Origin of the sequence: Streptomyces sp. NPDC006314 (genome assembly GCF_040613075.1) — a bacterium.
Lineage (GTDB): Bacteria > Actinomycetota > Actinomycetes > Streptomycetales > Streptomycetaceae > Streptomyces.
Genome location: NZ_JBEXRL010000011.1, coordinates 210,757 through 223,363, shown reverse-complemented (window position 1 = coordinate 223,363; position 12,607 = coordinate 210,757). Strand labels below are relative to the sequence as shown.

Annotated in this window: 14 protein-coding genes; 7 read left to right on the top strand and 7 right to left on the bottom strand. The window is 69.7% G+C overall.

Features of this window, described 5'->3' with window-relative positions; all coding sequences use genetic code 11:
- Positions 1-145: 145 nt before the first annotated feature.
- The gene (locus ABZ079_RS22105; protein WP_356941134.1) at positions 146-1,120 is read left to right on the top strand and encodes an acyl-ACP desaturase; all 975 of its coding nucleotides are present in this window, start codon (positions 146-148) and stop codon (positions 1,118-1,120) included.
- 25 nt (positions 1,121-1,145) lie between these two features.
- Here ABZ079_RS22105 and ABZ079_RS22100 read toward each other — a convergent pair whose 3' ends face one another.
- Complete coding sequence (locus ABZ079_RS22100) at positions 1,146-1,391, bottom strand: WhiB family transcriptional regulator (protein WP_356941133.1); 246 nt, start codon at positions 1,389-1,391, stop codon at positions 1,146-1,148.
- Between the two features lie 268 nt (positions 1,392-1,659).
- On the opposite strand from ABZ079_RS22100, the gene ABZ079_RS22095 reads away from it, so the two are divergent.
- Entirely contained in the window at positions 1,660-2,451 is a 792-nt protein-coding gene (locus tag ABZ079_RS22095) for a VOC family protein (protein WP_356941132.1), read from the top strand.
- Between the two features lie 239 nt (positions 2,452-2,690).
- Here ABZ079_RS22095 and ABZ079_RS22090 read toward each other — a convergent pair whose 3' ends face one another.
- The 5 genes from ABZ079_RS22090 to ABZ079_RS22070 form a co-directional block, all read right to left on the bottom strand.
- Entirely contained in the window at positions 2,691-3,794 is a 1,104-nt protein-coding gene (locus tag ABZ079_RS22090) for a LacI family DNA-binding transcriptional regulator (protein WP_356941131.1), read from the bottom strand.
- Positions 3,795-4,536: 742 nt separating this feature from the next.
- A complete protein-coding gene (gene ligD, locus ABZ079_RS22085) occupies positions 4,537-5,556 on the bottom strand; it encodes a non-homologous end-joining DNA ligase (RefSeq protein WP_356941130.1) in 1,020 nt (339 codons plus the stop codon).
- Between the two features lie 284 nt (positions 5,557-5,840).
- The gene (locus ABZ079_RS22080) at positions 5,841-6,626 is read right to left on the bottom strand and encodes a hypothetical protein (protein WP_356941129.1); all 786 of its coding nucleotides are present in this window, start codon (positions 6,624-6,626) and stop codon (positions 5,841-5,843) included.
- Between the two features lie 50 nt (positions 6,627-6,676).
- The gene (locus tag ABZ079_RS22075) at positions 6,677-6,895 is read right to left on the bottom strand and encodes a hypothetical protein (RefSeq protein WP_356941128.1); all 219 of its coding nucleotides are present in this window, start codon (positions 6,893-6,895) and stop codon (positions 6,677-6,679) included.
- Positions 6,895-7,101, bottom strand: a complete 207-nt coding sequence (locus ABZ079_RS22070) for a hypothetical protein (protein ID WP_356941127.1) — start codon at positions 7,099-7,101, stop codon at positions 6,895-6,897. The genes ABZ079_RS22075 and ABZ079_RS22070 overlap by 1 nt, the downstream gene beginning before the upstream one ends.
- Positions 7,102-7,276: 175 nt before the next feature.
- Here ABZ079_RS22070 and ABZ079_RS22065 point away from each other — a divergent pair, with 175 nt between their 5' ends.
- From ABZ079_RS22065 to ABZ079_RS22045, 5 genes are all read left to right on the top strand, one after another.
- Positions 7,277-7,510, top strand: a complete 234-nt coding sequence (locus ABZ079_RS22065) for a hypothetical protein (protein WP_356941126.1) — start codon at positions 7,277-7,279, stop codon at positions 7,508-7,510.
- The gene (locus ABZ079_RS22060; RefSeq protein WP_356941125.1) at positions 7,491-8,018 is read left to right on the top strand and encodes a DUF6879 family protein; all 528 of its coding nucleotides are present in this window, start codon (positions 7,491-7,493) and stop codon (positions 8,016-8,018) included. Before ABZ079_RS22065 ends, ABZ079_RS22060 begins: the two co-directional genes overlap by 20 nt.
- A gap of 21 nt (positions 8,019-8,039) precedes the next feature.
- On the top strand, positions 8,040-8,891 hold the full coding sequence (locus ABZ079_RS22055; protein ID WP_356941124.1) for a helix-turn-helix transcriptional regulator: 852 nt from the start codon (positions 8,040-8,042) through the stop codon (positions 8,889-8,891).
- Between the two features lie 706 nt (positions 8,892-9,597).
- Entirely contained in the window at positions 9,598-10,020 is a 423-nt protein-coding gene (locus tag ABZ079_RS22050; protein WP_356941123.1) for a hypothetical protein, read from the top strand.
- Between the two features lie 55 nt (positions 10,021-10,075).
- Positions 10,076-11,167, top strand: coding sequence for an ATP-dependent DNA ligase (locus ABZ079_RS22045; protein ID WP_356941122.1), 1,092 nt, complete (start codon positions 10,076-10,078; stop codon positions 11,165-11,167).
- A gap of 28 nt (positions 11,168-11,195) precedes the next feature.
- Here ABZ079_RS22045 and ABZ079_RS22040 read toward each other — a convergent pair whose 3' ends face one another.
- Positions 11,196-12,386, bottom strand: a complete 1,191-nt coding sequence (locus ABZ079_RS22040) for a zinc-dependent alcohol dehydrogenase (protein WP_356941121.1) — start codon at positions 12,384-12,386, stop codon at positions 11,196-11,198.
- Positions 12,387-12,607 lie beyond the last annotated feature (221 nt).

Sequence of the window (12,607 nt, the reverse complement as noted above, 5' to 3'; positions counted from 1 at the left end):
GGCCGCCTGATCAGCACCCTTTACGGTGGCTTAACCTACGGCTTCGTAACCTACGGGTTCGTAGCCTACGATCTCGTAGGTCCCGGCACCGCTCGCCGGGCATCCCCTTCTCCCTTCCTTTGTTCGGCGTCCCCCTGGAGTTCCCGTGACGATCACTTCCCCTCACCTCGGCAGCCCGTCCGTCTGGACCGACGCGCGGCTGCTGTACGCGCTGGAGGAAGTGGTCGAGCAGGAGCTGAACCGGCATCTGAAGGTCGCCAAGGACTGGATGCCGCACGAGTACGTGCCGTGGAGCGACGGCCGCAACTTCCCGGGCCTGTTCGAGGACGGTCAGGCCTGGGACAAGGAGCAGTCCAAGGTCACGGAGGTCGGCCGCATCGCCCTCGTGGTCAACCTGCTGACCGAGGACAACCTGCCCAGCTACCACCACGAGATCGCCTCGCTGTTCGGCCGCGACGGCGCCTGGGGCACCTGGGTGCACCGCTGGACGGCCGAGGAGGGCCGCCACGGCATCGTGATGCGCGACTATCTGCTCACCTCGCGCGCGGTGGACCCGGACAAGCTGGAACAGTTCCGCATGTCGCACATGAGCGAGGGCTTCGAGTCCGACAACCGGCACTCGATGCTGCACTCGGTCGCCTACGTCGCCTTCCAGGAGCTGGCCACCCGGATCTCGCACCGCAACACCGGCCACCAGTCCGGCGACCCGGTCTGCGACCGCATGCTCGCCCGTATCGCGACCGACGAGAACCTGCACATGGTCTTCTACCGCAACCTGCTGAAGGCCGCCTTCGAACTCGCCCCCGACCTGACCATGCAGGCGGTCCGGGACGTCGTGGTGAACTTCCGGATGCCCGGCCACGGCATCCCCGGCTTCGAGCGGGCCGCCGCGCAGATGGCCATCGGCGAGGTCTACAACCTGCGCATCCACCACGACGACGTGCTGCAGCCGGTGCTGCGTTTCCTGAAGGTCATGGAGATCGACGGCCTCGGCCCCGAGGGGCGCCAGGCGCAGGAGGAACTCGGGGTGTTCCTGGGCGGCCTGGACGCGGAGGCCACCAAGTTCGACGAGAAGCTGGCCGCCCGCAAGGCCCGCATGGCGGCGCGCGCCGGCGGCTGACGCCTGCCGGTGCGGGCGGGGGTGGTCAGAGGGAGGTGCGCCTGAGGGCGAGGCGCTCCTTCTCGGACAGGCCACCCCAGACGCCGAAGCGCTCGTCATGGGCGAGCGCGTACTCCAGGCAGGCCGGACGCAGCTCGCACAGGGCGCAGATGCGCTTCGCCTCGCGCACCGAGCTGCCGGGCTCGGGGAAGAAGAAGTCCGGCCCGGTCTGCGCGCACAGAGCCTGTGCCTGCCAGCCGTCGTCGGCCGGGGTGATGGTTTCGAAGTGCATGCCCAGGATCGTGCCGCGCGGCGAAAAACGTTCGATCAACGCGAGGTCAACGCCACCGTCAGGGCCTCCGGCCGCCCCGATGATGCCCCCGACCCGCACGCCCGCGCACGGCGGCGCGCGGAACAAGCGGGAAACCGGGAGAACACATCCGGTCACCCAGGGTGAGGACGGTTCCCGTCCGGCGCGTCGTGGTGCTCCGGCGGCGATTGTCAGTGGGCAATGCCAGACTCGGCAGTGCACAGGACGGGACCTTCCGAGGAGGGCGAACATGCTCACCACCCGTTTCGTCAACGGCGCCCCGAACTGGATCGACATCCAAACCCCCGACATCGACGGCGCCCTGTCCTTCTACGGCGGTCTCTTCGGCTGGCAGTTCCGGTCGGCGGGACCGGACGCCGGCGGCTACGGCTTCATCCAGCTGGACGGCAGGACCGTCGCGGGCGGCATGCAGACCGGCCCCGAGGAGGGCCCGCCGGCCTGGAGGGTGTACTTCCAGAGCGAGGACGCGCAGGCCACCGCCGAGGCGGCCGAACAGGCTCACGGCAGGGTGCTGTCCCAGCCCAGGGACGTGATAGGCCAGGGACACATGGCGGTCCTCGCCGACCAGGCGGGCGTGCCGTTCGGGATCTGGCAGCCCGGCCGGACCAAGGGCGTGGACGTGGCGAACGAACCGGGCGCGCTGTGCTGGGTCGAGCTGTACACGCGGGACATCGCGGCGGCCGCCGCCTTCTATCACCAGGTGCTCGACCTGGAGACGTCGGCCGTGCCCTTCCCGGGCGGGACGTACACCTGTGTCAATCCGGGTGGTGCCGGGGAGGACGCGATGTTCGGCGGTATGGTGCCGCTGGCCGATGCCCCCGCCGAGGCGGAGGCCGGGCCGTACTGGCTGCCGTACTTCGAGGTCGAGGACACCGACGCCGTGGTCGAGAAGGTCCGGCAGCTCGGCGGGACGGTGCGCATGCCCGCGACGAGCCTGGAGGGCGTGGGCCGCATGGCCAAGCTCGCGGACCCGTACGGGGTGCGCTTCGCGGTGATCAGAAGCGAGTCGCCGCAGGGCTGACCCGTCCCGGCCACGGGCCGCGCAGGCGCCGGCCGCCGAGGGCCGAGGCGGTGGAGGCCGGCGACCCGCCGTTGCGCCACGGGTCGCCGGCCGACCGCGGCCCCGTCGTGGCCGTTCGCGCCCACGCGGCGGAGCCGCATGGCGATACCGCCCCGCGCCCCGGGGAGCTGCGGTCGCCGTACTCGTGGGGGCGCCGCAGGTGCGGGGGCGGTCGCACGCCGTCGCCGGCCCCGCCGTGGCTACGCGGACGCGCGGCGTATCAGCGTCGTCGGCAGGATCATTCCGGCGTCCGATGTCGCCCATGTGTGCGATGCGGCCGGTGCGTCTGCCGTGGTCCCCTCCCGGCCGCGCCCACCGGGCAGGCCCCGCAGCAGCAGGCGGGCCATCAGCCGGCCCATCTCCTCGATGTCCTGACGGACCGTCGTGAGCGGCGGGTCGGTCTGTTCGGTGACGGGCACCATGTCGTCGAAGCCGATCACGGCCACGTCCTCGGGCACGCGCCGGCCGTGCTCGCGCAGCACGCGCAGGGCGCCGAGCGCGGTGAGGTCGTTGGCGGCGAACACGGCGTCCACGTCCGGGCAGCGGTCGAGGAGCAGGCGCATGGCACGCTCGCCGCCGGCCGGGGTGAAGTCGCTCTCCACGACCAGCCGGGGGTCGCTTCCGCCCAGGACGTCGTCCATGACGTCCCGGTAGCCGTCGAGCCGGTCCACCGCCGAGGTCTGGTCCAGGGCGCCGGTGAGGTGCGCGATGCGTCTGCGGCCGAGGTCCACGAGATGCCGTACGGCCGTGCGGGCCCCGCCCCGGTTGTCACAGTCGACGTACACCACCTGCGCGTTCCTGCCCGGCGAGCCGTCGGCGCCCTCGCCCCAGCCGGGCCGCCCGCCGAACACGGTGGGGACACCGGCGTCCTGGATGAGCCCGGGCAGCGGGTCGTCCAGATGCAGGGAGAACACCAGCGCGCCGTCCACATGGCCTCCGGCGAGATACCGGGCCACGCGCGCGTGGTCGTCCCGGCCCTCGGTGAGCAGCAGCACCAGCTGGTTGTCGTGGGCGGTCAGCTCCTTGCTGATGCCGCGCAGTTGGAGGGCGAAGAAGGGGTCGGCGAAGACCCGGGTCTCCGGTTCGGCGATGACGACCGCGACGGCGTCGTGCCGCTTGGTGACGAGGCTGCGCGCCGCCTGGTTGGGCACGTACCCCAGCTCCGCCACGGCCTGCCGGACCCGCTCGGCCAGGAGCTCCCGTACCCCGTCCCCGCCGTTGACCACCCGCGACACGGTGGCCCGGGACACCCCGGCCCGTGCGGCCACGGCCTCCAGCGTGGGACGCGACACTCCCTCGGTCACTTCGGGACTCCTCATCGGCGGCTGCCGGTCAGGATAACCGGGCGCCCACCGCCCCACGTGGCACAACAGCGGCCCGCGGGCCCCGGAAGACGGCTCGCGTCGCGTGCCTGCCGCCACCGGCGCATCCTGCACAGCTCGGTCGACGCGGCCCGCCGGCCCCACTGGCCGCTCGCCCGACACCCGCCCCCGCAGCGGATCCGGGACGATCCCCAGGACGTCCTGGAGGTGTCCGTCGACGACGGCGCCCCGTACGAGACGCACCTGAGCGCGCCGCGCGGAGCTGCCCCCGATTCCCCCGGGCCCAAGCACCGCCCGACGGCGGCTTCCTGCTCCTGGGCCCCCATGCGTACTACACACGGCCTGGGCGTGCCCGTACACCGGCTTCCCGCTGCTGCGGACCGGTGCGAGCGGGGCCGTTTCCGGTACGGCGGAAACCGGTGCGCGGCGCGCGGTCTCGCCCTGCGCGGCGGCCGGCTGGTGTCCTTCGGCGGGCACGGGGAGGAGTACGACCGGCTCACCGGCTGCCGGCTCACGGAGGAGAGCGTCGAGATGGTCGCGGAGCGTCACCCGGCCCGGCCTCGACGGCGGCTCGCCCGGCCGCATCCGGGCCGTCTCCCGCGGCCCCGTCTCTGCGTCCGGGCACAGCCGGTTCACCGAGTGGTCCGTCCTCGACCTCACACGAGCCGGGGCTCGCCCGCACGAGGGACCGCCGGTGCCGTACTCCGTGCTCGCTCGCTGCCGGCTAGGACGTCGCCTCGCGTCGCGCACGGCTTGGCTGGACCCGTTTCGGTTCGCCCGGCATCTTCGGGTACTCCGGCGGGTACGGCAGGTCGCCCAGGCCGTGGTCGTGTTCGTCGCGGCGGGCCAGCTCCAGCAGCGCGTCCAGGGAGTAGGCGTGATCGTCCATGTCGGCGTGGACGTCGCCGAGTTCGGCGAAGCGGGCCGGCATGGTGGCGAGGTCGAAGTCGGCGGGGTGAGCCACGCCGACCTCCTCCCAGCGCAACGGAGCCGAGACGGGCGCGTGCGGGCGGGGGCGTACGGAGTAGGCGGAGGCGATGGTGCGGTCGCGAGCCGTCTGGTTGTAGTCGAGAAAGATACGGCGCCCGCGTTCCTCCTTCCACCACTTGATGGTCACGTGGTCCGGCATCCGGCGTTCCATCTCACGGCCGACCGCGATCGCGGCGCGCCGCACCTGGGTGAAGGTCCAGCGCGGTTCGATGGGGACGAAGACGTGCAGGCCACGGCCGCCGGAGGTCTTGGGCCAGCCGCGCAGCCCACCGAACTCGTCGAGCACGGCGCACAGTTCGCGGGCGGCGCGGACGGCGTCGTCGTAGTCGGTGCCGGGCTGCGGGTCGAGGTCGATGCGGAGTTCGTCGGGATGGTCGACGTCGGTGGCGCGCACCGGCCAGGGGTGGAAGGTGAGGGTGCCGTACTGGGCGGCCCACACCACGGCGGCCTCCTCGGTGGGGCACATCTCGTCGGCGCTGCGCCCGCTGGGGAAGGTGATGTGCGCGGTCGGGATCCAGTCGGGCATGCCCTTGGGGGCCCGCTTCTGGTAGAACCACTCGCCGCCGACCCCGTCCGGGTAGCGCTCCAGGGTGGTGGGCCGGTTGCGCAGGGCGCGCAGAATGCCGGGGGCGACGGAGGCGTAGTACCGGGCTAGGTCCAGCTTGGTGAAGCCCCGCTCAGGGAAGAAGACTTTGTCCGGGCTGGACAGCCGTACGGTCCGGCCGGCCACCTCCAGTTCCACCGCAGCACCCATGCGGCCACGGTAGGCGCACCCAGCGCCACTCGCATACCGGGCGCCGGCGGACGTATGCGCGCAGAATCGGACCATGGATCTACCGGTGATGCCGCCCGTGAAGCCCATGCTCGCCAAGTCGGTGGCGAAGATCCCGCCGGGTATGCACTACGAGGCGAAGTGGCTGCGGTCCCGTCCTGACCTGCGTGAATAGCCCGATCGGGCGATCTTCAGGGCACACACGGCTCCACCCATCATGAGATGGGCGGGGCCGCCCTCGCATCTGAGACCACCCCGCGAACGGGTCAGTCGATCAGGTGCTTGAGGAAGTCGGTCACGAACTTCTCGACCTCTTCCTTCGTCGTGCTGTCTTCGACGCAGAGCCGGTCTACGTCCCGGACCCCGGCGTGCTTGAACAACCGGTCCCGGCTGCGGTCGGCCGACACCCGGCTCTTGTGCTGCGGCCCGTCCACCTCGATGACGCCGACACGTCCGCGATAGGTGATCAGGAAATCCGGCTCAAAGGTGTGGCCGGGGACCCGCAACGCGCCGAGCGGCATGATCCCGATGGTGTCGTTGCTGGGAAGCCGGGCTTGCTGTTCCTTGAGTACCTGGTAGACCCGCTGTTCCCACTCGTTCGTGAAGTGGAGGCCGTCCTCGATCGGGTGCCGGGGCTCCAGCCGGACCTTACGGGCATGGTTCGTCTGGTATCCGCCCTTAAGTTCGCGCGCCAACTGCTCCCGCCAGTTCGGGCCCACCCTGGGGATGACCTCGCGGATGTGGACGTCATCGATGTTCCGCCCGCACCCAGCGCCGACGGTCTCGAAGGCTGACTTGATGTCGTTGAGGAGATAGCCGGTGTTGTGGATGAGGTGCGGCTCTAGCTCAAGGATGACTTCCTGGTACTCCCGCTCGAAGGAGTAGGACATCGTCTCTTCGTAGGTGGAGTGCCTCTCGATCCGGACACTTGACACGTCCAGCATCAGAGCGGCTGCCTTCGCATGCCCACGCTGGGCCATAAGCACGGATGCGGCACCGATCATCTCGTCGTCGCTCAGCTCGACGTCACGCGAGCGCACGTCTTCACTCATGGTCGGATTGTCTCATCCTGCACTGACAACCGAGAGGACTCACAAGGCAGTTACTGGGGATCCGAGGCCCGCATGGCCTCGGCCATCTTCTCGGCTGCCTCCACGCGAACCATGCCCAGGTGGACGTACGGGCTCCCTCTGTGCGTGACCACTGGCCGGATGGTTCCCCAGACGCTCTCCGGGATGCCGAGTGAGGCCAAGGCCGCCCGGATCGCCTCAGCGGCGTCGGTGGCCCTGGCCCGGCCCTCCCGGTACGTCTGCATGTCCATCAGTGCACTCCGGCAGCGTGTGAGCGGATCTCGTCGGCGTGCTTGGCGGCCTGCGTAATGTCGCCCTTGTTCTTCGCGGCCGTGAGCTGCCTCCAATTGGCGGCGCACACCTTGCAGTCCGGGGCCGGAGCACAATCGAGCAGCCACGCGTTGAACCCCACCGGCAGGACAATGGGCCTTTCCTGCGTCGTCTTGTGTCTGGCCATGGCATCTCCCCGGCTCGTGTGGCTCCGGTCACGGACCGTAGAGAACCGCGCACCGACCGGTCTACGAAGTTGCACGCGGTTGCACGGTCGGTGCTGGCGCCTTGACCATGCGTGATGACGCCGGAAGGCTCAGGCCGTGCAACCGGCCGCAACCGGCTCGACTGAGGGAGGGACGATGGAACTACGGTTCGTCGGCAAAGATCCGGAGTCTGGAGATCACGGCTGCCCGGCGGTGTGGGTGGACGATGAGACGAAGGATCTGGTCATCCAGGGCGTGAACGCCGACGCCGAGACTCTGGCCAGGACCACGCAGGACAGTCCGCTACCGAATCACGAGGGTGTGATCCGGCTGCCGCAGCGCATGATCCCGCTGCTGAGGGAGGCACTTGATGGCGCAGAGCCTCAGTAACTTCGCCGACCTGATCAGGTCCGTGGAGCACTCGGCCGTGCACCTTGAGACACGGGATGTCTACGCCATCCCGGACGAGGACGAGGGTTTCGCGGCGTGGCAGCAGGGCCACCGGCTCGACCCCGACGACCGCGCGTCCTGGTGGCGTCCCTGGCTCGACCTCGTCCAGGAAGTCACCGCCAAGGGTGTCGTCGTGCGCCGGGCACGGATCGTGTCAGAGCCTGTGAGCGAGTACATCCGGTACGAGCACTCCTTCACGTTCACCAACGTCGCCGCTGGCGAGGAGATCCGCTGGCTCCCGAGACGGCAGGCGTCCGACCTCGCGCTACCCGGGAACGACTTCTGGCTGTTCGACGGCAACCTCGTTCAGTTCAACATCTTTGACGGTGACGGGGGTTGGGTCCACACCGACCAGACGGACGAGCCGGCCGTCGCCCGCCTCTGCACCAGGGCATTCGAAGCCGTCTGGGAGCGAGCCATCCCGCACGAGAAGTACGCCATCAACTAAGAAGCCCGGTGCGCCAGTTCAATGCCCACATCTCCGCTCTCGACCGCCCAGGCTGCGCGCGCGGCCATAGCGTCTCGACTGGTCGCATTAAGGCAGGATGCCGGTCTTACCGGGCTTGAACTGGCACAGCGGTGCGGCTGGCACAAGTCGAAGTCATCCCGCATCGCACGGGCCAAGACCGCGCCGTCTGACGACGACATCCGGGCATGGTGCCGGGCATGTGGCGCCGAAGATCAGGCAGCAGATCTGATCGCCGCCTCCCGTACCGCAGAGTCCATGTACGTCCAGTGGCGGCAGATCCATCGCGACGGGATGCGGCGCGTCCACGAGAAGACTTTGCCGCTGTACCAGCGCACGCGTCATTTCCGTGTCTACGCCTCGAACGTGGTCCCCGGCATGCTCCAGACCGCCGACTATGCGATAGGGCTCCTGCGGTCCATCACGGCCTTCCAGGGCACCCCTGACGACGTAGCTGACGCCGTCCAGGCACGCGTCAACCGGTCCCGCGTGGTTCACGAGGGGGACCATCGGTTCGCGCTCGTCCTCGAAGAGGCGGTGCTCTACTACCGGGTGAGCGACGAAGCGGCTATGGCCGGGCAGCTCCGGTACTTGCTGGAAATCATGTCCCGGCCGAACGTGTCCCTGGGGATCATCCCGTTCTGTGCTCCGCGCCGCCCTGTCTGGCCACTGGAAGCGTTCTACGCCTTTGACGACGCCCAGGTAGCTGTCGAGACGCTGACGGCGGAGGTCAACATCACGGCGCCGGGTGAAGTCCGCACCTATCTCAAGGCGTTCGCCGAACTGTCCGGGATCGCCGTCCATGGCAGGGAGGCGAGGGAGCGCATCAGGCAGGCGATCGCGTCACTCGGCTGATCACCAGTCGCGGGACCCTCCGCAGCCGTCGACCCAACGGCCGCCAACCAGTGCCCACCAACGGCCACGGCAATACGGCGGTGCCGTTGACGCGCAGAACTGGCACGAGCAGTGGACGGCCCCCGTGGGCGACACCGGGCCGTTGGGGACGTGGTCGGTGGTCTGGGCCGGGGAAGGCTCCCAGGGGCGCCCAGAAAGGCCCCTACGGGCCGCGTTGGCTTTCCTGGCCCCTGCCGCCCGGTTGCACGAAGCGTGCGCCGGGCCGTTGTAGTCGGCGAGGCCTCCGCCGTCGGCGTGGTCGAGGTCCCAGGGATGGCCGTCCAGGATCGGGCGACCGCAGCGCGCGCACGGCATGCCGGTGACGTCGCCCAGCGCGGCGCGGGCATCCTGATGACGGCGGTGACCGTGGCGGGGCCGGTGTTCGTCGCAGTAGCGCCGGGGTCGCCCAGGGCCGACCTGCTCGAAGCTCTGGCCGCATGCCTCGCATTGCCTGGTTGTCATACCCTTTCACCTCCTTTTCGAAGATCAAAAGCCCGGAAAAACCGCGAGTGAAAAATCACTTTGAACCGAGCGGGGGTCGCCAATGGATCTTCTACGTGATCACCCCCTCCCCCCAGGGGGTGGCCATAGCGCCTCTGACCTGCAGCGATGCTGCTTGATCGTGTGATGCTCAGTCACCTGGTGCGGCAGGCGACCGAGCCGAGTGGTGCCCGTACCGGTCGCCGTAACGGAGGCGCTACAGGCCCACCTGGAGGCGTTCCCGGCCCGTTCTCAGACCCTGGGCGACACCACCGACGGCAGTCGCCGCGAGCGCAAGCTCCGGCTGATCTTCACCACCGATTCCGGCGAACCCGTCCAGCGCTCGCCCTGGGCAAGGACTTGGCGCAGGATCGTCAAGGAAGCCAGCACGATGGAGGCGATGCCGGATGGGATCACGCTGCACACCCAGCACGGCGAGTCCGTCAAGGTCGTGCAGAAGCGTCTCGGGCACTCGTCGGCGGCGGTCACACTGGACACCTACAGCCACCTGTGGCCGGACTCGGACAGCACGACCCGGCTGGCCGTTGAGCAGGGGCTCGGCGCAATCCTTCAGGGCACACCGCAGCTCGATTCCACTCGCAGCGACTAATCGTCAGTGGCAGCATCCGACGCGGTCACTATGCGTAGTTGGCAGGTGAGACACTATGGATCTACCGGTCATGCCGCCCATCAGGCCGATGCTGGCGAAGCCCGTCAACGCCATCCCAGAAGGCATGCACTACGAGGCGAAGTGGGACGGGTTCCGTTCGATCGTGTTCCGGGACGGGGCCGAGGTCGAGCTGGGCAGCCGTACCGGAAAGCCACTGACCAGGTACTTTCCCGAGCTGGTCGGAGCGCTGCGGGAGCGGGTGCCCAAACGGTGCGTGCTCGACGGGGAGATCGTGATCGCGCGCGGCGGCCGGCTTGACTTCGACGCGCTGACCGAGCGTATCCACCCGGCGGACTCCCGGGTGCGGACGCTGGCCGAGAGGACCCCGGCGTCGTTCGTCGCCTTCGACCTGCTGGCGCTGGACGACCACTCCCTGCTCGACGTTCCGCTGACCGACCGGCGGTCCCTGCTGGAGCGGGCTCTCGCCGAGGCTACGCCGCCGGTGCACATGGCGCCCGCGACGACCGACATCGAGGTGGCCAGGCAGTGGTTCGAGCAGTTCGAGGGCGCCGGGCTCGACGGGGTCATCGCCAAGCCGCTCGCCTTGCGCTATCTGCAGGACGAGCGGGCCATGTTCAAGATCAAGCACGAGCGGACGGCGGACGTCGTCGTGGCCGGGTACCGCTTCCACAAGAGCGGCCCGGTGGTCGGCTCACTGCTGCTCGGGCTGTACGACGAACACGGAAGGCTCCAGCACGTGGGTGTGTCGGCAGCCTTCCCCATGAGGCGGCGGGCCGAGCTGATCGAGGAACTGGAGCCGCTGCGCATGGACGACGTGGCCGGGCACCCGTGGGCGGCCTGGTCGGACGAGGCCGCCCACGAGACGGCCCGGCTGCCGGGTGCGCCGAGCCGCTGGTCGGGCAAGAAGGACCTGTCCTGGGTGCCGCTGAGGCCCGAGCGGGTGGCCGAGGTGGCCTACGACCACATGGAGAACGGGCAGCGTTTCCGGCACACGGCCCGTTTCCGCCGCTGGCGCCCGGACCGCGTGCCGGACAGCTGCACCTACGCGCAGTTGGAGGAGCCGGTGCGGTACGACCTGGCGGAGATCCTCGGCGAGAAGGGCTCTCCCGGCCGACCGCTTCCGTGACTCACGCACTCACGGCTGTACGACGACCTCACGGCTGCATGACGACCTTGACGGCGCCGTCCTGCTTGCGCTGGAACATCTCGTAGGCGTGCGGCGCGTCGGCGAGCGGCAGCCGGTGCGTGGCGAAGTGGTCCACGCCCAGCGGGTCCTCGTCCGTGAGGTAGGGCATGATCTGGTCGCTCCAGCGGCGGACGTTGGCCTGCCCCATGCGCAACTGGATCTGCTTGTCGAACAGGGTGAGCATCGGCATCGGGTCGGCCATGCCGCCGTACACACCGCTCAGTGAGATCGTGCCGCCGCGCCGGACCAGGTCGATGGCCATGTAGAGGGCGCCGAGCCGGTCGATGCTGAAGCGTTCCGCGAAGGGTGCGCTGAGCTTGCGCGGCATGAGCGCGGTGGCCTGCTGGGCGAGCTTGGCGGCCGCGCTGCCGTGGGCCTCCGTGCCGACGGCGTCGATCACGGCGTCCGGGCCCCGGCCGCCGGTCTCGTCGCGGATCGCGTTGACCAGAGCCTTCTCGTCGTCGAAGGCCCTGAGGTCGTACGTCTCCACACCCCGGCGGTTCGCCCGGGCGAGCCGCTCGGGCACCAGGTCCACGCCGAACACCCGCTCCGCGCCGCGCGCCTTGGCGATTCGGCAGGCCATGTCACCGATCGGGCCTAGGCCGAGGACGGCGAGCGTGCCGCCGGGCGGGACGGCGGCGTACTCGACGGCCTGCCAGGCGGTGGGCAGCACGTCGGAGAGGTAGAAGAAACGGTCGTCCGGCGGGCCCTCGGGGACCTTGATCGGGCCGAACTGAGCCTGCGGGACCCGCAGGTACTCGGCCTGGCCACCGGGCACGGCACCGTACAGGCGGGTGTAGCCGAACAGGGCGGCGCCCATGCCCTCGCCGGTGACCTGGGTGGTCTCGCACTGGGTGGGCAGCCCGGTGTCGCACATGAAGCAGTGCCCGCAGGCGATCTGGAACGGCACCACGACCCGGTCGCCGGGCCGTAGGTTCGTCACCTCGGAGCCGACCTCTTCGACGATGCCCATGGGTTCGTGGCCGAGGATGTCGCCCGGGGTCATGAACGGGGTGAGCACTTCGTACAAGTGCAGGTCAGAGCCGCACAGTCCGGTGGACGTGATGCGGATGACGGCGTCCGTGGGCTCCTCGATCCGGGGGTCGGGCACGTCTTCCACCCGTACGTCCCGCTTGCCCTGCCAGGTGACTGCCTTCATGGGCCGTGCTCCCTTGCCTCGCCTGCGCCCCGGATCGCCCGGGCGCATCCGGTGCGCAGTGTCTGCGTCCTGTGTGCGATGGCGGCCGGGTACCCGTGCGTACCTGCGCGAACCCCTTCCCCGGCCCGTTCGGCCCACCGTCCGCGGGCGATCGGAGGCGATCGCAATGGCCAGCAATGACCTGATGGGCGCATAATCGGACAATGCGGACGGGGTGGCAA